Below are 18,634 nucleotides of genomic sequence, written 5' to 3'. Positions count from 1 at the left end.
GTTACTTCCCTAATATTGCAGCCGCCCTGACGAGCGGCGTTCCGCATCAGGCTCGTGGGCCGCGGCCTCGTCCGAAAATCAGCGAAGCAACAAACAACACCAGGAATACTACGAACAGGATCTTGGCGATACCTGTTGCAGTGCCCGCGATACCACCGAAGCCCAGTACTGCGGCGATGATGGCAATGATCAGAAACGTAATAGCCCAACTCAGCATGGTGTAACTCCTCTTCGGTTCAGGACATCTTCAGCGGACCGATCAGCAAGGATCGGGTCGCCTATCTCCAACTAGAAAACCCAACGTTGTTCCGACCGCTCCTGCAAATAATCAATCGTCTGCTGGGCAGGTCCGGTTTGCACAATCCCTACTGGTTGAGCGTCGTACATGCGGATTCGTTCCGCTGACTCATGCTGTGTCCGGCTGAGCGGTTCCGACATTGGCTGTTCGGCTCCGATGATCAACGTGACCACTGCGGCGGTAAGAAAACCTTTTCCAACCAGTAGGAAACGTGCTTGACGATTCATCCTCAACTCCTTCTAAGCATGCGGGGCATGTCTGTCTTAGCGGTTATGTTGCAGGGCTCGTGCCATCCGTTAGCTTTCCTATTAATCCTTTAATTTCAATAACTTAGATACACCAAACATCGCTGCGCCAATTTATATTGCACGATGCCTATGCACAGCGCCGGGCGATTTGCACGACGGACTAATCCCTGCGGTTCCTGTCGCTGTGATTGAGGGTATGAATGCGCTCATGACAGGCCCGGATTTTCGGCAGCTCAATGGCTAGCAATGCCTTCACATCAGGGTCAGCTGTTTTCAGTGCATCCTCGAAGGCCGCCAGGATGCGCTCTTCAGTCTGGTCAAGCTGGTCGATGTAAACCGCGTCGCTGTCGCCGAGCTTCGCCTTGGTGTCGGCGTACATCTCGCGCAGCTTACCTGCAGTAGTGCCGCCTTGTGCGGGTTGCTGCTGATTGGCCGCAACCTTTACCGACAGCGCTTGGATGATGTGCGTCTTGGCTTGAGCCATATCGCGGAACAGATGCTGCAATTCGACCTCTTTCACCTCGTCAATCGCATGCTGATAGAAATGCTGACCGTCGCGGGTGATCTCGATGAGCTCGTTGAGTTGGGTCATGTTCTGGTTCATGGGGCCTCCAAATGCAGATTGCGATGCGCCTCGACTGCTGTCGACCACGCGCGTTGCCAGTAACCACCGCAAGCCCCATGCCAGCGCCAAAAACCTCCCTACACCTTTATAATCAACAGCTTGCATCGCCGTTGCGCTTGATGTGCGATTGCAGACTGCAGGAAAGACCCGTGTATACCGTGCAACTTGCAAGGCTTTGCGTAGACTAAAGCAGGCGCTGAACTACCGCGTGCCAAAGCAGCACACAGGTTCCACCCCAACGACTCGCCAAACATTCACCGCTTTTGCCTGACTGGAGCATTCATGGACCAAACGACCGACACCGGCGGCCGCATCCTACTGGTAGACGACGAGGCAGCGATCCTGCGCACGTTCCGCTACTGCCTCGAGGACCGCGGTTATACGGTGGTCACGGCGGCCAGCGCTTCACAGGCCGAGGCGATCCTGCAGCGGCAGGTGTTCGACCTGTGCTTTCTGGACCTGCGCCTCGGTGAAGACAACGGTCTCGATGTTCTGCAGCAGATGCGCGTACTTGCGCCGTGGATGCGTGTAGTAATCGTCACCGCCCATTCGGCCGTGGACACCGCGGTGGACGCGATGCAAGCGGGCGCTGCGGATTACTTGGTCAAGCCATGCAGCCCCGAGCAGCTGCGCCTGTCGGCCGCCAAGCAGCTGGAGGTCCGTCAGATGGCAGCGCGCCTGGAGGCCCTGGAAGGCGAGGTGCAAAAACGCAGCGATGCGCTGGGCTCGTACAGCCCGGCGATGATGAGCGTGCTGGAGACCGCCCGCCAAGTGGCCGATACCGACGCGAACATTCTCATCCTCGGTGAGTCAGGCACGGGCAAAGGCGAGCTGGCGCGTGCGATTCACAACTGGAGCCGGCGCTCTAAAAAAGCCTTCATCACCATCAACTGTCCGTCTCTGTCGGCTGATCTGATGGAAAGCGAGCTATTCGGACACAATCGTGGCGCTTTCACCGGGGCTACCGAAAGCACCCTGGGACGCGTCAACCAAGCCGACGGCGGCACGCTGTTTCTCGACGAAATCGGCGACTTCCCCCTCGCTTTGCAGCCGAAACTGCTGCGTTTCATCCAGGACAAGGAATACGAGCGCGTCGGTGACCCGGTCACCCGGCGGGCCGACGTGCGCATTCTCGCCGCCACCAATTTAAATCTCGAGGAAATGGTGCGCGAAGGGCGTTTCCGTGAAGACCTGCTCTACCGTCTGAATGTCATCACCCTAAACCTTCCACCCATGCGCGAGCGCCCGGAAGACGTGCTGACCCTCGCCGAGCGCTTCCTGGCGTTCTTCGTAAAAAGCTATGGCCGACCAGCGCGCGGCTTCAGCGACAACGCGGTTGCCGCACTGAAGGCCTATCGCTGGCCAGGCAACGTCCGTGAGTTGCGCAACGTGGTCGAGCGCGCCAGCATCATCTGCCCGCAAGACATGATCGAAGTCAGCCATCTTGGCCTGGCCGATCAGGCCGTCAGCAACGCCCCACGCATCGGTGAGCCGCTCAGTTTGGAAGCGCTGGAAAAAGCCCATATCTCGGGCGTATTGAGCACCAGCGACACGCTTGAGCAAGCCGCCCGAATTCTAGGCATCGACGCATCGACGCTTTATCGAAAACGTAAGCAATACGGCCTATGAAAATCCAGATGAAGCTGAGAACCCGGCTGTTCCTGGGTTTCTCGGCATTGATGACGGTGGCCTTGCTTGGGCTACTGCTGGCGCTGGTTAGCGTCGTGCAAATGGCAAAGAGCCAGGAAAATCTCATTCGCGATAACTTCGGTGTCATCGAGGCCAACCAGCAGCTGCGCCAGGCCCTGGGAAACCAGCTACTGCTGCTGGTCCGTGAACAGCGCGACGCTGAAGCCCTGAACGAATACCGCGAAATCTTTCTGGGCGCTCTGGCGCGCGGTATGGCGAACGCCAACGACGAGCAGGACCGCAAAGCTTATGAAGCCATCGGCGACGCCTATACGCGCTTTGCCGTGCAGCTGGAAACACCCTCCAACCTGAACGTGACACTGCTCGAGGATAATCCCCTTAGCCAATCCTTCAACCGCGTTCGCGAGTTAATGGTGGACATGCAACAGTCCGCCTACAACCAGATTCGTGACACCGAGATTCGCAGCCGCGAACGGGCACAATTGCTCGCCGGGCTGCTCGGGTTGACCGGTATTGCGGTGCTGCTGATCGGCTTCGTCACCGCGCACAGTTTCGCCCGGCGCTTCGGTGACCCCATCGAGCAACTGTCCAGCGTGGCTGACCAGATCGGCCGCGGCGACTTCAATATCAATTTGCCCACCTCGCCCATCGCTGAGCTATCGTCGCTGATTCGTCGCTTCGGTCTGATGGCGCAGGCCCTGCACCAGTTCAAGCAAACCAATGTCGAAGCGCTGGTCGATGGCCAGCAAAGGCTGCAGGCATTGCTCGACAGCATCGATGACGGCCTTTTGATCATCGACCGCCAGGGCCGTCTGGAACATGCCAACCCGGTTGCGCAGCGCCAACTGGCCTGGGAGACAGAGCATCTGGGGTCGACGCTTGGCCAGGCCCTCGGCTATCCGGAGCTGGACGAGGCCGCTCAGCAAGTGCTGGCCGATACGCCCCTATCCGGGCCGCCGGAAGATCTGGTGATCGAGGCCGACGGCGAGCGCCGCCTGTTGTCATGGCGCATGAGCCCAGTGAACCATCACGACGGCCGCATCAGCGGCGCGGTGATGGTGCTTCACGACGTAACCGACCAACGAACCTTCGAACGGGTGCGCAACGAGTTCGTGTTGCGTGCCTCGCATGAGCTGCGCACCCCCGTGACAGGCATGCAAATGGCCTTCAGTCTGCTGCGCGAACGAACGCACTATCCGGACAATAGCCGCGAAGCCGACCTGTTCACCACCGTGCATGAAGAGATGCAACGCTTGGTCACGCTGATCAACGATCTACTGAACTTCTCGCGCTACCAGAGCGGTCAGCAAAAACTCGAACGCGTGCCGTGCGACCCGGCCGTGCTCCTCGAGCAAGCACGGCAGCGTTTCCAGGCGAGTGCTGCGCAGAACCATATCGAAATCAAGCTTGAACTACAGACGCCGCTGCCAAGCCTGTTGCTGGACCAGCAGCAGATGGACCGGACGCTCGACAACCTGCTCAGCAATGCACTGCGGCACACACCTGACGGCGGTGAGATCCGCCTACTGGCGCGGCATCACGGCGAACGGGTCATTCTCAGTGTCGAAGACAATGGCGAAGGCATCCCCTATAGCCAGCAGGCGCGCATCTTCGAGCCGTTCGTGCAGATCGGTCGACGCCGCGGCGGCGCCGGACTGGGCCTTGCCTTATGCAAAGAGATCGCTCAGCTGCATGGTGGTCGTATCGGCGTGCATTCGCGCATCGGCCACGGCACCATCTTCTATATCGCCCTGCCCATCTGAGCCTGGCACGGCGGGAAGAATAAAAAGGAGCCACCATGCCCAGCCTCAACCCCAGCCAAGAGCAGCTGAAGCGCTTCGCCGAGCATATGCCGGCCAACGAGCCGATCCTCATGCTCAACTTGCTGCGCTTTAACGATCAAGCCGCCTACCCTGCCGAAAGCGGTCACCCGCCTTGTTCCGGCAGAGAAGCCTATGCAGTCTACAGCCGCACCGCCATCAAGAAGGTGCGCTCAGCCGGTGGCGACGTGGAGATCATGGCCAACGCCCGTGTCGCGCTGATTGCGCCGGAGCAGGAGCATTGGGACGAGGTGCTGCTGGTGCGCTATCCCTCGCCTGAAGCCTTTCTGGCAATGCTGGCGGACCCGGAATACCGCGCCGCCACGATCCACCGTACCGCAGCACTCGCCGACTCGCGGCTGATCGGCTGTAACCCTCGCAGCTGAGCCGAAGCCTCAGCCTGCTGCGTTCAGCACCGCGAGCAGCGCTGCGGTTTCAGCGTCCGGTTCGCCATCGTAGCGTGCCGGGCGATATTTCATCTGGAACGCCGCAATGACGTTTCGGGTTTCCAGATCGAGATAGCCGTGCTCGGGCACCTTGTATCCCTGCTCCGCCAACTGCGCTTGGAACCAGGCCACATCCGGTATTGCCGTCGCAAACAGGCTGCGCTGGCGCGCTACAGCTTGGGCGTCAGGCCAGGGCACCAGACCGGCGTCCGCCAGCCGCTTCCAGGGAAACAGCGGGCCCGGGTCGACCTTGCGCTGCGGGGCAATGTCACTGTGCCCGATGATCGCGCCAGGCTTCAGACCGCGGCGCTGCATGATGTCCTTGAGCAGCACGATCAGAGCGTCAATCTGCTCATCGGAGTAGGGATACCAGAGACGCCCCTCGGCGCTTTCGATATAACCGCGGTTAACCAGCTCGATACCAATGGAGCTGGAGTTAAGCCAGGTACGTCCGTTCCATTGGCTTTCGCCAGCGTGCCAGGCACGACGATCTTCATCGACCAGACGGTAGATGGTCGCGGGCGCTTCTCCGATTAGGTAGTGGCTGCTGACGCCGTCGCCCTTGAGAATGTCGAGCGAACGCTGCAAGTCACTCGAGGTGTAATGCAGAACGATAAACTGCGCTCGGCTGTCCTGCCCCAGCGATGTATGACGGGTATCGATACGCGGACCGCTGGCGCAGCCGGCGAGCAACAGGCCAAACAAGGCGAGGATCAAACTTTTCATGCGGGGCCTCTGGTCGACAGCGTGATGACGCAGACTTGGGACATTCGATCGGACCTAGCAGCGGCCCGCAGAGAAACGCCGAGAGGGTCGGCGCCAGAGCATAGAAGGTAATTGTACCGGGGTGACCCTTGGGCTCCCAGCGCGGTCGGTCAGTCCGCTTCGATACGGTTGCGACCGGAATCCTTCGCCCGGTATAGGGCTCAGTCGGCGCGCTCGAACACCTGCTCGGCTCGATCAGATGCAGCGAAGCTTGCAAGCCCCCCAGACAGGGTGACCTGGATACGAGCGCCTTTGAAGTGGAATGGACAGCTTTCGATACCTGTACGCAGGTTATCGAGCAGCTTAAGCCCCGCCGCAGCGGGCGTCTCGGGCAGCAACAGCGCGAACTCTTCGCCACCGAAACGGGCTATAAAATCGGTCTTGCGCAGCCGCTTACGCAGCTCGTTGGCAATGATCTTCAGCACTCGATCACCAGCCAGATGGCCGAAACTGTCGTTGATACGCTTGAAATGATCGACATCCAGAACCGCGAGCAGCAGCTGACCACCGTAGCGTTGCTGACGTGCGACCTCGAGCTCCAGGCGCTCATCCCAGGCGGCTCGGTTAGGCAAGCTGGTAAGCGGATCCTGCAGGGCCTTCTGCCGCTGCTCTTCGAGGTGCTCGCGCATCCCCGTTGCGGCCTGCTCAAGGCTTGCCACCCGCTCGACCAGAGTGCTTAGGCGATCGCTCAAGGCCTGTTCATGGTCGCTACGCTGACGCTGATACGCGTCGACGGTTTCGAGTAACCCATCCAACCGAGCCTGAACAGTCTGCTTCAGGCTCGGCAGGTCCTTGGCGCCGAGCATGCTGTCTTGCAGACCACCGACTTGCTGGCGCAGCTCTTCGTCAAGCGCCTGGGCGGTTTCCTTGCTCTGCACGTGCCCTTCGCGGGCCGCGCCAAGGCTGTCCTGCATGGTGGCCAGACGCTCGTTGAGCAGACTCAGGTAGAGTTCGAATTCTCGCTGCCCTTGATCAGCCACGGCCAGCATCAACTGAGCCAGGTCATCAAGCACCGGTACGAGCTCATACCAATTCAGCCCTTGCTGAATCCGCTCGCGCATAGCCTGCACCTGCTCCTGCTGGTGCTCTGGCAGACGCAGATTCTCGAGAAGACCGAGCAGTGTCGACTCGACACGCTCGGCAATGGCACTGTAGGCCTGCTCCGGCGAAGGCGGTAACTGATACGGATCGGCCGACTGGCTCTCCGGCGTCGATTCTGGTGGCGTCGCGTTGGCTATCGCATCGCTATGCGGCGTCGCGATGTCGATCACAGCCTGCGGTGCGTCCGCCGCCTGAGGGCCAGAATCCGGAGCGGACGACCCTTGCAATGGTTCAGGCGTTTCGGCCTGATCAAATAGCGGCTGGCCTGGCAGCGATTGCACCGGGTCAGCCGTAATCAATGGCGAATCGTTGTCGGGCTTTTCCAAGCCCTCAATATTGCGGTCGCGCTGACCGAACAAACGGCCAAGCAATCCTACCGAGTTGGAGGTGCCGGATGGTCGCTGAGCCGCCAGCGCCTGGCTCTGTAACTCACCCAGCTCGCTCAATAGCGTGGGCAGCTCACGCGATTGGGCTGCTCGATTAGCAAGCTGCCGTGAAAACTGCTTCAACGGCTTGCGGATTTCGTTGGGCAGCCGCAGCTCGAGTAATTGCGAGGCCAGTCGGTCGAGCGCCTCGGTCAATCGCTCGAGGCGCTCCTGTTTAGTGCGCTCAGTGTCGAGGACCGCGCGCTCGAGCCGTGGGACCAGCGCACCCAGACGGTCATCCTGCACATCGTCGCGCAGCACATCACGTAGCTCACGCATGCAGCGCTCAACCGCCGGATCGGCGCCGTCCACCGCAAAACTGCTGCGCACCAGACTGCGCCGCAGCAGATCCAGCCGCGTGTTCCAGCGCCCTTCGAGCTGCTCCTGCTGTTCCAACTGGTGCAGATATTTGTCTTTCCAGCGTTGCGCGTCGTCGCTCATCAGGTCCTATCCGTAGGTACAGGCAGTGCGTCAGCATTGTGCAGCGCGTCAGGCAGGCGGATCTCCACCGCGACCGGTAGGTGGTCCGAAGTTGCCTGGGCCAGCACATCGACACGCTCGAGCGTCAGGCTGGGGCTCAGCAGAATGTGGTCCAGGCAGCGTTGCGGACGCCAGCTGGGAAACGTCGCCTCGATTTGTGGTGCTTGCAGGCCAAGATCACGCAGGGGTGAGTGCTCCAGCAGATCGCTGGCATGGGTGTTCATGTCGCCCATCAGAATCTGATGGCGGTAGCCACCAATCAGGTCACGGATATACGCCAGTTGACGGGTGCGTGCGCCACCGCCTAGAGCCAGATGCATCACCACCACGACAAGGGCGTTCTCACCCTGGCCAAAGCGGAGCAGAATCGCGCCGCGGCCGGATGGTCCTGGCAACGGATGGTCTTCCAGCCCCTGCGGTTCCAGTCGACTCAGCACGCCGTTGCTGTGCTGAGCGAAGCGTCCCAGGTTGCGGTTGAGCTGCTGGTACCAGTACGGAAAAGCCCCGAGCTGCGCAAGATGCTCGACTTGATTGACATAGCCCGATCGCATACTGCCGCCGTCCGCTTCTTGCAGCGCCACGAGATCGTAGTTGGCGAGCAAGTCGCCGATTCGCTGTAAGTTCCGCGCGCGCCCGGTGTGTGGCAACAAGTGCTGCCAGCTACGGGTGAGGTAATGGTGATAGCGCTCGGTGCTGATCCCGACCTGAATGTTGAAACTCAGCAGACGTAAGCGGCCATTACAGGGCAGGCCGCTGGAATCCAGGCAAAGCGGATTGACCTGCGCCTGTCCGGGGCCGGCCAGGCGTGGTGAGCTCCAGCGACGAAGCACGCGGGCTTACCGGGCCGCGCGTTCTTTTTCGATGAGGAAGTCAGCAACATCCAGTGCCCGCTCCGGGCCACCCGCAGATCCGATATCGAAACGGTACTTACCGTTGACGATCATCACCGGAACACCAGTGATCTGGTAAGCCATCGCCAGCTTCTTTGCCTGCTCGGCACGGCTCTTCACGCCAAAGGAGTTATAAGCCTTCAGGAAAGCTTGCTTGTCGACACCCTGCCCCTCGAGGAGCTCCGCCATCTTTTCCGGCGTGTCGAGCTTGTTACCGTCTCGGTGATAAGCGTTGAACACCGCGTCATGGACTTTCTGCTCGACGCCCATGGACTCCAGCGCGAGGAACATCTGCCCGTGCGTGTTCCAGACGCCACCAAACATCGCCGGGATGCGCTTGAAATCAACATCGTCAGGCAGTTGCTTGATCCATGGATTGATCACCGGCTCGAACTGGTAGCAATGCGGGCAGCCATACCAGAACAGCTCGACCACTTCGATCTTGTCCGGCTCGGCAACCGGTACCGGATTCTTCAGCTCGACGTATTCCTTTCCAGCTTGGAAATCTGCCGCACTGGCTGAAAAGCCGAACAGACTGGCGGTAACGAGAAGGGCACTGACGACGAGTTTACGCATGATGACTCCCTTGTAATGAACGGCTAACCGATAGCGCCACAGGCTGCAGCAATTCATGCTTGCTCGCCAGCGCTTTCCGCCGCTTTTCAATATCTTGACAATCATTATAGCGAGGCCGAAAACAAAAAAAGGCGTTCAGGCTCATGCCCTGAACGCCCTTTTTAGGCTGATCGGAAAACGATCAGTGCAGGCCTTGGATGTAGCTCGACAGTGCCTGGATGTCTTTGTTGCTCAGCTTCGAAGCAATGGTGCGCATGATGGCCGCGTCGCCATCGTTGGTGCGATCGCCTTCGCGGAAATCGGTGAGCTGCTTGGCCGTATAGGCCGCGTGCTGACCGCCCAAACGTGGGAAACGCGCCAGGTTGTTGCCTACGCCGTCCGGCGCGTGGCAACCGGAGCAAGCCGGCATGCCCTGCTCCAGCTTGCCGCCGCGGAAAAGCTGCTCACCCTGAGCGACCAGAGCCGGGTCGGCCGTGCCGATCGTCATCTTCTGGCTGGCGAAATAGGCGGCCATGTCCTGGAGGTCCTGATCGCTGTAGGGATCGAGAATACCGGTCATTTCCAGCACTTTGCGACCGACGCCCGGCTCGGCTGTGGGGCTGCTGCCCGCCTTGATATCCTGCAGCTGCTTGAACAGATAGTTCGGGCCCTGGCCTGCGAGTTTCGGGAAGTTCGGTGCGGCACTGTTTCCGTCGGCACCGTGGCAAGCACCACAGACGGCGACCTTTTCTTTTCCTGCTTCTGCATTTCCAGCCGCGTGGGCGATACCGGTGATGCCAAGGGTCAACAGCAGACTCACGAGTACTTTGTTCATCAGCTCATCCAACTACGGCTAAGGGTTTAAAGAAATCTTATTTGGCAGTCCGACCGCTTAGGGCCATGGCGACGCTCGTTATAAACAGGGTGACCTCTGACTTGGCGCTTGAGCAACGCCTTGCTCGCTTCCGGTCGGTCGCCGAAAGCGGCTAGCAGAGCGGCTACTCGGGCTCGTTTTTAGACCAAAGCGCACACAAAATCTGCGGCATTATATACTGGCGCTCCTGAAACGGAAATGAACCATTGCCGCACCCCGCGCACTCACCGGAAAGCCCATGCTCCCAAAAAACCCGATTCTAGGCCTCTGCCAGCAAGCCACGTTCATGACCAGCGCCGCCAAGGTCGATCAATGCCCGGCTGACGAGGGCCTGGAAGTCGCTTTCGCCGGTCGCTCGAACGCGGGCAAGTCCAGTGCGCTGAACACGCTCACCCATGCCAGTCTCGCCCGCACGTCGAAGACACCCGGGCGCACCCAACTGTTGAACTTCTTCAGTCTCGATGAACACCATCGCCTGGTCGATCTTCCCGGCTACGGCTATGCAAAAGTGCCGATTCCCCTGAAGCAGCATTGGCAGCGTCATTTGGAAGCCTACCTGAGCAGCCGCGAGAGTCTCGCTGGGGTGTTCTTGATGATGGATATCCGACATCCGCTGACCGAGTTCGACCGTATGATGCTCGATTGGTCCAACGCCAGCGAGATGCCGCTACACATCTTGCTGACCAAGTCAGACAAGCTTGCCTTCGGCGCAGCCAAAAACGCGCTGCTGGCGATACAGCGCGATATCCGCAAGGGGTGGGGAGATGGTGTCAGCGTACAGCTGTTCTCAGCGCCGAAGCGGCAGGGCGTGGAAGAAGCCCAGCTGGTGCTGGCGCAACTGCTGGGGATGATCGGCGAAGATAGCGATGAGGCTCTCGACGAGCCTTCGCAAGAAGGCTGAATTTTCGGTAGAGACTTCGCCCGCTCTCACCCAAGGGTCAGAACGGGCGGAGCTGCACTACTCGCGGTAATCCTCGACCGGCACGCAGGCACAGAACAGGTTTCGGTCCCCAAAAACATTGTCGACCCTATTCACTGCGGGCCAGTACTTGTGCGCCTGAGTGTGGGCGCTCGGCGTCACGCCTTCGGCGATGCTGTATGGACGATCCCACAGGTTGGTAACGTCGGCCAGCGTATGCGGAGCGCGTACCAGCGGGTTGTCCTCGGCAGGCCACCCACCGCTTTCCACCTTGTCGATCTCAGCACGAATGCTCAGCATCGCTTCGACGAAACGATCCAGCTCGGCTTTAGACTCGCTCTCGGTAGGCTCGATCATCAACGTGCCGGGCACCGGGAAAGACATGGTCGGCGCATGGAAGCCATAATCGATCAGCCGCTTGGCGACGTCCTCCTCGGTGATGCCGGTCTGCGCCTTGAGCGGGCGCAGATCGATGATGCATTCGTGTGCTACACGGCCGTTGCGGCCGCTGTAGAGGACCGGGAAGGCCTCGCCGAGACGCATCGCCAAGTAGTTAGCACTGAGAATCGCAACCTCGGTGGCGTCGCGCAGCTGCGGCCCCATCATGGCGATGTACATCCAGCTGATTGGTAGAATGCTGGCGCTTCCCCAAGGAGCGGCGCTGACCGCGCCATTTTCCGGATTCGGGCCTTGCAACTCGATCACCGGATGGTTGGCAACGAAGGGCTGCAGGTGCGCCTTGATACCGATCGGCCCCATGCCTGGGCCGCCACCGCCATGCGGGATGCAGAACGTTTTATGCAAGTTCATGTGCGAAACGTCTGCGCCGATATCGGCTGGACGCGCCAGACCGACCTGGGCGTTGAGGTTGGCGCCGTCCATGTACACCTGGCCGCCCTGCGCATGAATCGCTTCGCAGATCTCCCGAACGCCTTCTTCGTAGACACCATGGGTCGACGGATAGGTGATCATCAGGCAGGACAGCTTATCCCCCGCCTCGGCCGCCTTGCGTTTGAGGTCCTCGAGATCGACGTTCCCCGCCTTGTCGCAGTCGACGATTACTACTCGCATGCTGACCATCTGGGCCGACGCAGGGTTGGTGCCGTGGGCCGAAGATGGAATCAGGCAGATGTCACGCTGGCCCTCGCCGCGGCTCTCGTGATACTTGCGGATCGCGACCAGGCCGGCGTATTCGCCCTGGGCGCCTGAGTTGGGCTGCATCGAGATCGCGTCGAAGCCAGTGATCGCACAAAGCCAAGCTTCCAGTTCATCGATCATGAGCTTGTAGCCCTGAGCCTGCTCCTGCGGTGCGAACGGATGCAGGTTGGCGAACTCCGGCCATGTAATCGGGATCATCTCGCTGGTGGCGTTCAGCTTCATGGTGCAGGAACCGAGCGGGATCATCGCCTGGTTCAACGCCAGGTCCTTGTTCTCCAGCTGCTTAAGGTAACGCAGCATCTCGGTTTCGCTGTGGTGGGTGTTGAACACCGGGTGAGTCATATAAGCGCTGCTGCGCTGCAGTTCGTTCGGGATGCCGCTGAGGATTTCACCCGCGTCCAGCGTCGCGATGTTCAGTCCGTGATCGGCACCGAGGAACACCGCCAGAAGCTGTTCCACGGTCTGCTCGTTACAGGTCTCGTCGAGGCTGACACCTAGCTTGCCGCGACCGAGGATACGCAGATTGATCCGCGCCGCCCGGGCACTTTCGAGGATCGCCGTCTGTGCGCCGCCCACCTCGAGCGTCAGCGTGTCGAAGAAATGCTGGTTGGTGCGCTTGATGCCCTTCATTTCCAGCGCACTGGCCAAGATCGAGGTCAGCCGATGGGTGCGCTGAGCGATGCGCTTGAGCCCTTCTGGACCGTGGTAGACGGCATAGCAGCTGGCGATGTTGGCTAGAAGCACCTGCGCGGTACAGATGTTGGAATTGGCCTTCTCGCGACGGATATGCTGTTCGCGCGTTTGCAGCGCCATGCGCAGCGCCGTGTTACCGCGCGCATCCTTGGACACGCCGATAATACGGCCGGGCATGGCGCGCTTGAAGGCGTCGCGGGTAGCGAAATAGGCGGCGTGGGGACCACCGTAGCCCATCGGTACGCCAAATCGCTGGGTTGAACCGAGCACCACATCCGCACCGAGTTCGCCAGGCGGCGTCAGCAGCAGCAGGCTGAGCAGGTCCGCCGCGACGCAGGCCAGGGCTTGCTTGGCGTGGAGCGCCTCGATCGCCGGTCGCAGATCGCGAATCTCGCCATGAGTGTCGGGGTATTGAAGCAGCGCACCGAAGACTTCCTGCCCAGCGATATCCTCAAGCGCACCGACTACCAGATCGAAACCAAAGGCGTCGGCACGCGTCTGCACCACCGAGAGCGTTTGCGGGTGGCAGTTTTCATCAACGAAGAAGCAGTTGCTCTTGCTCTTGGCCATCCGCCGCGCCAGGGTCATGGCTTCCGCTGCGGCTGTGGCTTCGTCGAGTAGCGATGCGTTGGCCAGATCGAGCCCGGTGAGGTCGATGGTCAGTTGCTGGAAATTCAGCAGCGCCTCCAGACGACCCTGGGCGATCTCAGGTTGATAAGGCGTGTAAGCGGTATACCAGCCCGGGTTTTCCAAGACATTGCGCAAAATTACGGGCGGCGTGATGGTGCCGTGGTAGCCCATACCGATCAGGCTGGTCCAGAGCTGGTTCTGTTCCGCGTAGCCTCGCAAGCGCGCCAGTGCTTCCTGTTCATCCAGCGCGGCCGGCAGCGCCAGGTCACCTTGCAGGCGAATCGCCGGCGGCACGGTCTGCTTGACCAGCTCCTCACGGCTGGACAAGCCGAGCGCATCGAGCATGGCCTGTTGTTCACCCGCATCAGGGCCAAGATGGCGACGCAAAAAGGCGTCAGGTTGCTGGAGCTGGGAAAGGCGCGGCACTTGAGACATCACTGCTTCTCTCGAAAAAGGAAAGCCCCGATACGCGGACTGCTATGAAAATCGACTTCGCTCGGTTTTCACACGCCTGCACTGCGGGGCTTTTGGATTTGATCGCTTAGGCTTCGGCGTCGCAGGAGGCCTTGTAACCCTCTGCATCGAGCAGCTTCTCCAGTTGCGAGGCATCGCTCGGCTGAATCCGGAAGAACCAGCTGCCATAGGGCTCGCTGTTGACGTTTTCCGGCGAATCGGTGAGTTGCTCGTTGATCGAGACCACCTCCCCGGAAATTGGCGCGTAAATGTCCGAAGCGGCCTTTACCGACTCCACCACACCCGCTTGTTGCCCTGCAGTCAGCTGCTGGCCGATCTCCGGCAGCTCCACATACACCACATCGCCCAGCGCTTCCTGGGCATGGTCGGAGATACCGACGCTAACACTACCGTCGGCTTCGAGACGGGCCCACTCGTGGCTGGCGGCGTAACGCAGATCGCTGGGGATGTCGCTCATTCGTAGGTCCTCAAAAAAGCTGTCGGTTGCGGGCACGAAGCAGGCTCTGCGGCCCGTTGCAAAATTGCAGTTGGCCGAATTTACACCAGTACTTTGCCGTGACGCACGAAAGTCGGCTGCACCACGCGCACGGGATACCACTTACCACGGATTTCTACTTCGGCACGATCAGCCGTCCCGGCCGGAACACGCGCGAGCGCAATGGCTTTGCCAAGCGTAGGCGAAAAACTACCGCTGGTGATCTCTCCTTCGCCCACGCCGTTGACGCGCACGATCTGATGGGCTCGCAGCACGCCACGCTCCTCGAGCACCAGCCCTACCAGTTTCGGCAGATCACTTTGTGCCTTCTGGGCCTCGAGCGCGCTGCGGCCGATGAAGTCACGCTCGACCGGCTGCCACGCCACGGTCCAGCCCATATTGGCCTGCAGCGGCGAGACATCCTCGGTCATGTCCTGGCCATAGAGATTCAGGCCCGCCTCGAGGCGCAAGGTGTCACGCGCACCCAGCCCGATCGGCGGGATGCCGGCGCCGACCAGCTCGCTGAGGAAATCGGGAGCCTGCTCGGCCGGCAGGATGATTTCCAGGCCGTCCTCACCGGTATAGCCGGTGCGACCAATGAACCAATCCCCTGCGGCACGGCCGTTGAACGGCTTGAGTTCGTGGATCAATGCCGCTCGAGCCTGACTGACCAATTCAGCGGTGCGCGCCCGCGCATGTGGGCCCTGGACGGCCAGCATCGCCAGCTCGGGCCGCTCGGTCACTTCAACCGTAAACCCCTCAGCCTGCGCCTGCATCCACGCCAGATCCTTGTCGCGGGTGCTGGCGTTGACCACAAGCCGATAACCCTCTTCAGCGAGATAAACGATGAGGTCGTCCACCACGCCGCCACGCTCGTTGAGCATGGCCGTATAGAGTGCTTTGCCGACCTGCCCGAGACGATCTACGTCGTTGGCCAGCAGGCGCTGGAGATAGGCCTTTGCATCTGCCCCCCGGACGTCCACCACCGTCATGTGGGAGACGTCGAACACCCCGCAATCGCGGCGCACCTGATGATGTTCTTCTACCTGGGAGCCGTAATGCAGCGGCATGTCCCAGCCGCCGAAATCGACCATCTTGGCGCCGAGTGCGAGGTGCTGATCGTAGAGGGGAGTACGCTGACCCATGGGTTTCTCCTTCCGGGCAGGTCGCCGAAGCGGCGTGGGTAGAGCTTATTAGAGCCGGGCAGTAGGCCCGACGATTTTTGGATGGCGCGCATTGTAGCCTCAAGGTCGTGACAGGTCACTGCGAGGCGATGGAGCGCTTAGCCGACTCGCCGGGCTGAGCGACGGATCAGCAAGATGACCGGCAACAGCCCGACCAGCACCAACGTCAGCGCAGGCAGCGCGGCACGCGCCCACTCGCCTTCGCTGGTCATCTCGAAGATCCTCACCGACAGGGTGTCCCAACCGAACGGTCTCATAAGGAGCGTGGCAGGCATTTCTTTCAGTACATCGACGAACACCAACAGCGCGGCACTCAGTGTTCCGGGCAATAGCAACGGCAGGTAGACCCTGAAGAACAGTGCCGGCCCGCCCACGCCAAGGCTGCGCGAGGCCTGCGGCAGAGAAGGCCGAATCCGCGCCAGCGCGCTTTCCAGCGGCCCGAACGCCACCGCCATGAACCGAATCAGGTAAGCCAGGAGCAAAGCGCCGAGGCTTCCCAACAGGATCGGTTTGCCTGCGCCGCCGAGCCAGCCGGACAGCGGCACAACCAATTCGCGGTCGAGGTAGCTGAACGCAAGCATGATCGACACGGCCAGCACCGACCCCGGCAGCGCGTAACCGAGATTCGCCAACCCAACTGCCATCTTTATCGGACGCAGCGGTGCCTGGCGTCGGGCGAAAGCCAGCAACAGCGCCACAGTCACTGTAATCAGCGCCGCCATGCCGCCCAAATAAAGGGTATGCAGGATCAAGCCAGTGTAGCGCTCATCGAGATCGAAGCGCCCACGCTGCCAGAGCCAGACCAGCAACTGCAGTACGGGTATGACGAAGGCACAAAGAAACACCAGGCCACACCAACTACTGGCGGCCAGGGCCTTGACGCCACGAAGCCGATAAAGCACCGCCGAGCGCGCCCGATCGTTCGCGGGCCGGGCTGCCCCTCGCGCACGGCGCTCGCCATAGAGCACCAGCATCACCGCCAACAACAACAAGCTGGCCAGCTGAGTGGCGCTGGTGAGACTGAAGAACCCATACCAAGTCTTGTATATCGCGGTGGTAAAGGTGTCGAAATTGAAAACCGCCACGGCGCCGAAATCGGCAAGTGTTTCCATCAATGCCAAAGCCAACCCGGCACCGATTGCCGGTCGCGCCATCGGTAACGCGACGGTCCAGAACGCTTTCCAGGGCGACTTGCCCAGAACCCGCGCGGCCTCCATCAGCCCTTTGCCTTGAGCAATGAAAGCTGAGCGAGCAAGCAGATAGACATAAGGATAGAAAACCAGCACCAGTACGGTGATGACGCCGCCGGTGGACCGGACCCGAGGAAAGCGCACCCCACTGCCGAACCACTCCCGAGCCAGTGTTTGCACCGGCCCGGCAAAATCGAGTAGCCCGATGAACACGAACGCCAGCACATAGGCGGGAATGGCAAAAGGCAGCATCAGCGCCCAATCCAGCCAGCGCCGCCCCGGGAACTCACACAACGAAGTCAACCAGGCCAGGCTGACCCCAAGCACGGTCACACCCACCGAAACACCTAGAACCAGCGTTAACGTATTGCCCAGCAAACGCGGCAGCTGGGTCTGCCAGAGATGTGACCAGATGCTGGTGTCGATATCGCTCCAACTGAACAGCAGGACGCTCAGCGGCAGCAATACCAGCGCGGCAACTGCGAAAGTGATGGGATACCAGCGGCGCTCGACGGGGTGGGACACGCAAGCCTCAAAAGCAGAAAAGACGACGCCCCCGGCATGCGGGGGCGTCGATTATAGCCGTAGCTGCAAACTGCAAAACCAGGCATTCAGATATGAACGGAGCCTGGCTGGCCGCCTAGGCGGCCAGCCAAAAGCTGCTTATCGCCAACCAGCGCGGTCCATCAGCATGATCGCTTCAGCCTGGCGCTTGCCGGCAACTTCGACCGGGATAGTGTCCGCCTTGAAATCACCCCAAGCAGAGACCTCAGCCGAAGACTTTACCTCGGGGTTCGCCGGAAACTCCATGTTGATATCGGCAAAGATGCTTTGCGCTTCGGGGGTGGTCATCCACTCGACCAGCTTGCGTGCAGCCTCGGGGTGCGGCGCATGCTTGGTCAGGCCGATGCCCGACAGGTTGACGTGTACACCGCGACCATCCTGATTCGGCCAGAAAAGCTTGGCTTTCAGATCCGGGTTTTGCGCGTGCAGGCGGCCGTAGTAGTAAGTGTTGACGATACCTACATCACACTGACCGGCATCGATTGCCTGAACCAACGCGGTGTCGTCGGCAAACACGTCTGTAGCAAGATTATTGACCCAACCCTTGATGATTTCTTCGGTCTTCTCGGCGCCATGGGTTTCGATCAGGGTAGCGGTCAGGGACTGGTTGTAAACTTTTTTGCTGGTCCGCAGGCACAGACGGCCTTCCCAGTTCTTGTCGGCGAGGGCTTCGTAGGTCGTCAGCTCACCCTCTTCCACACGCTCGGGTGAATAAACGATGGTCCGCGCCCGCAGCGACAAACCCGTCCAGCCATCAGTAGAGGAGCGGTACTGCGAAGGGATGTTGTCGTTAACTACCGCCGAGTTCATCGGCTGCAGGATGCCCATCTGCTCGGCCTGCCAGAGGTTGCCACCATCTACCGTCAGGAGCAGATCCGCCGGCGTGTTTTCGCCTTCGGCCTTGATGCGGGCCATCAGCGGCGCTTCTTTGTCCGTGATGAACTTGACGTTGACGCCGGTCTTGGCCGTGTAGGCATCGAAAACCGGCTTGATCAGCTCATCGATCCGCGAAGAGTAGACCACTACTTCTTCGGCAGCCTGTACAGCACTCGACAGCGCGGTGAGCGCGAGAACGGCGAGTAAACCTTTGCTTGCCTGCATGGATCAGCCTCTTAGATTTGTTCAAGAGGCTGAATAGTAGTGAATGTCATTTACTTTCTCAACGCGACA

The 18,634-nt window shown here is 60.4% G+C and carries 17 protein-coding genes; 4 read left to right on the top strand and 13 right to left on the bottom strand.

Annotated elements, in window-relative coordinates:
* Positions 1–46 precede the first annotated feature (46 nt).
* The 3 genes from RT21_RS23160 to RT21_RS02905 all read right to left on the bottom strand — a co-directional run bounded on the left by RT21_RS23160 (position 47) and on the right by RT21_RS02905 (position 1,150).
* Positions 47–217: a DUF1328 domain-containing protein gene (locus RT21_RS23160; RefSeq protein WP_019341907.1), complete on the bottom strand. Its 171-nt coding sequence runs from the start codon at positions 215–217 to the stop codon at positions 47–49.
* Positions 218–288: 71 nt separating this feature from the next.
* Positions 289–525: a hypothetical protein gene (locus RT21_RS02910; protein WP_046161541.1), complete on the bottom strand. Its 237-nt coding sequence runs from the start codon at positions 523–525 to the stop codon at positions 289–291.
* Positions 526–706: 181 nt separating this feature from the next.
* Positions 707–1,150, bottom strand: a complete 444-nt coding sequence (locus tag RT21_RS02905) for a ferritin-like domain-containing protein (RefSeq protein ID WP_046161540.1) — start codon at positions 1,148–1,150, stop codon at positions 707–709.
* 303 nt (positions 1,151–1,453) lie between these two features.
* On the opposite strand from RT21_RS02905, the gene algB reads away from it, so the two are divergent.
* The 3 genes from algB to RT21_RS02890 are packed head-to-tail and all read left to right on the top strand — an operon-like array spanning position 1,454 to position 5,027.
* Positions 1,454–2,800, top strand: coding sequence for a sigma-54-dependent response regulator transcription factor AlgB (algB, locus tag RT21_RS02900; protein WP_046161539.1), 1,347 nt, complete (start codon positions 1,454–1,456; stop codon positions 2,798–2,800).
* Positions 2,797–4,584: a KinB sensor domain-containing domain gene (locus tag RT21_RS02895; RefSeq protein WP_046161538.1), complete on the top strand. Its 1,788-nt coding sequence runs from the start codon at positions 2,797–2,799 to the stop codon at positions 4,582–4,584. The genes algB and RT21_RS02895 overlap by 4 nt, the downstream gene beginning before the upstream one ends.
* Positions 4,585–4,619: 35 nt before the next feature.
* The gene (locus tag RT21_RS02890; protein ID WP_046161537.1) at positions 4,620–5,027 is read left to right on the top strand and encodes a DUF1330 domain-containing protein; all 408 of its coding nucleotides are present in this window, start codon (positions 4,620–4,622) and stop codon (positions 5,025–5,027) included.
* A 9-nt stretch (positions 5,028–5,036) separates the two neighbouring features.
* Here the strand turns inward: RT21_RS02890 and RT21_RS02885 are convergent, their stop codons facing one another.
* From RT21_RS02885 to RT21_RS02865, 5 genes are all read right to left on the bottom strand, one after another.
* Positions 5,037–5,813, bottom strand: coding sequence for an N-acetylmuramoyl-L-alanine amidase (locus tag RT21_RS02885; protein ID WP_046161536.1), 777 nt, complete (start codon positions 5,811–5,813; stop codon positions 5,037–5,039).
* Positions 5,814–6,013: 200 nt separating this feature from the next.
* Positions 6,014–7,819 carry a GGDEF domain-containing protein gene (locus RT21_RS02880; RefSeq protein ID WP_046161535.1) on the bottom strand — a complete coding sequence of 602 codons (1,806 nt, stop codon included), beginning with the start codon at positions 7,817–7,819 and terminating at the stop codon, positions 6,014–6,016.
* Positions 7,819–8,688, bottom strand: a complete 870-nt coding sequence (locus RT21_RS02875; protein ID WP_046161534.1) for an endonuclease/exonuclease/phosphatase family protein — start codon at positions 8,686–8,688, stop codon at positions 7,819–7,821. The genes RT21_RS02880 and RT21_RS02875 overlap by 1 nt, the downstream gene beginning before the upstream one ends.
* 6 nt (positions 8,689–8,694) lie before the next feature.
* On the bottom strand, positions 8,695–9,324 hold the full coding sequence (locus RT21_RS02870; protein WP_046161826.1) for a thiol:disulfide interchange protein DsbA/DsbL: 630 nt from the start codon (positions 9,322–9,324) through the stop codon (positions 8,695–8,697).
* 181 nt (positions 9,325–9,505) lie between these two features.
* Positions 9,506–10,138, bottom strand: a complete 633-nt coding sequence (locus tag RT21_RS02865) for a c-type cytochrome (RefSeq protein ID WP_045423511.1) — start codon at positions 10,136–10,138, stop codon at positions 9,506–9,508.
* Positions 10,139–10,415: 277 nt separating this feature from the next.
* On the opposite strand from RT21_RS02865, the gene yihA reads away from it, so the two are divergent.
* Entirely contained in the window at positions 10,416–11,078 is a 663-nt protein-coding gene (gene yihA / locus RT21_RS02860) for a ribosome biogenesis GTP-binding protein YihA/YsxC (protein ID WP_045423509.1), read from the top strand.
* A gap of 57 nt (positions 11,079–11,135) precedes the next feature.
* On the opposite strand, the gene gcvP is transcribed toward yihA, so the two are convergent.
* From gcvP to RT21_RS02835, 5 genes are all read right to left on the bottom strand, one after another.
* Positions 11,136–14,012 (bottom strand): aminomethyl-transferring glycine dehydrogenase, encoded by a 2,877-nt coding sequence (gene gcvP / locus RT21_RS02855; protein ID WP_046161533.1) that lies wholly within the window; start codon positions 14,010–14,012, stop codon positions 11,136–11,138.
* 106 nt (positions 14,013–14,118) lie between these two features.
* Positions 14,119–14,508 (bottom strand): glycine cleavage system protein GcvH, encoded by a 390-nt coding sequence (gene gcvH, locus RT21_RS02850; RefSeq protein WP_045423505.1) that lies wholly within the window; start codon positions 14,506–14,508, stop codon positions 14,119–14,121.
* Positions 14,509–14,588: 80 nt separating this feature from the next.
* Positions 14,589–15,671, bottom strand: a complete 1,083-nt coding sequence (gcvT, locus tag RT21_RS02845) for a glycine cleavage system aminomethyltransferase GcvT (protein WP_046161532.1) — start codon at positions 15,669–15,671, stop codon at positions 14,589–14,591.
* Positions 15,672–15,808: 137 nt separating this feature from the next.
* On the bottom strand, positions 15,809–17,425 hold the full coding sequence (locus tag RT21_RS02840) for an ABC transporter permease (RefSeq protein WP_046161531.1): 1,617 nt from the start codon (positions 17,423–17,425) through the stop codon (positions 15,809–15,811).
* 138 nt (positions 17,426–17,563) lie between these two features.
* A complete protein-coding gene (locus RT21_RS02835; protein ID WP_046161530.1) occupies positions 17,564–18,565 on the bottom strand; it encodes an extracellular solute-binding protein in 1,002 nt (333 codons plus the stop codon).
* Between the last annotated feature and the right edge of the window lie 69 nt (positions 18,566–18,634).

The organism is Pseudomonas sp. 10B238, from assembly GCF_000970615.1.
In the GTDB taxonomy this organism is placed as follows: domain Bacteria; phylum Pseudomonadota; class Gammaproteobacteria; order Pseudomonadales; family Pseudomonadaceae; genus Stutzerimonas.
Note: the sequence above shows the minus strand (reverse complement) of the source record. Positions and strands in the feature narration are given on the sequence as shown.

Bases quoted from the DNA above. Each gene is read 5' to 3' on its own strand.
- RT21_RS23160 (WP_019341907.1), bottom strand. From the start codon at position 217: ATGCTGAGTTGGGCTATTACGTTTCTGATCATTGCCATCATCGCCGCA.
- RT21_RS02910 (WP_046161541.1), bottom strand. From the start codon at position 525: ATGAATCGTCAAGCACGTTTCCTACTGGTTGGAAAAGGTTTTCTTACC.
- RT21_RS02905 (WP_046161540.1), bottom strand. From the start codon at position 1,150: ATGAACCAGAACATGACCCAACTCAACGAGCTCATCGAGATCACCCGC.
- algB (WP_046161539.1), top strand. From the start codon at position 1,454: ATGGACCAAACGACCGACACCGGCGGCCGCATCCTACTGGTAGACGAC.
- RT21_RS02895 (WP_046161538.1), top strand. From the start codon at position 2,797: ATGAAAATCCAGATGAAGCTGAGAACCCGGCTGTTCCTGGGTTTCTCG.
- RT21_RS02890 (WP_046161537.1), top strand. From the start codon at position 4,620: ATGCCCAGCCTCAACCCCAGCCAAGAGCAGCTGAAGCGCTTCGCCGAG.
- RT21_RS02885 (WP_046161536.1), bottom strand. From the start codon at position 5,813: ATGAAAAGTTTGATCCTCGCCTTGTTTGGCCTGTTGCTCGCCGGCTGC.
- RT21_RS02880 (WP_046161535.1), bottom strand. From the start codon at position 7,819: ATGAGCGACGACGCGCAACGCTGGAAAGACAAATATCTGCACCAGTTG.
- RT21_RS02870 (WP_046161826.1), bottom strand. From the start codon at position 9,324: ATGCGTAAACTCGTCGTCAGTGCCCTTCTCGTTACCGCCAGTCTGTTC.
- RT21_RS02865 (WP_045423511.1), bottom strand. From the start codon at position 10,138: ATGAACAAAGTACTCGTGAGTCTGCTGTTGACCCTTGGCATCACCGGT.
- yihA (WP_045423509.1), top strand. From the start codon at position 10,416: ATGCTCCCAAAAAACCCGATTCTAGGCCTCTGCCAGCAAGCCACGTTC.
- gcvP (WP_046161533.1), bottom strand. From the start codon at position 14,012: ATGTCTCAAGTGCCGCGCCTTTCCCAGCTCCAGCAACCTGACGCCTTT.
- gcvH (WP_045423505.1), bottom strand. From the start codon at position 14,508: ATGAGCGACATCCCCAGCGATCTGCGTTACGCCGCCAGCCACGAGTGG.
- gcvT (WP_046161532.1), bottom strand. From the start codon at position 15,671: ATGGGTCAGCGTACTCCCCTCTACGATCAGCACCTCGCACTCGGCGCC.
- RT21_RS02835 (WP_046161530.1), bottom strand. From the start codon at position 18,565: ATGCAGGCAAGCAAAGGTTTACTCGCCGTTCTCGCGCTCACCGCGCTG.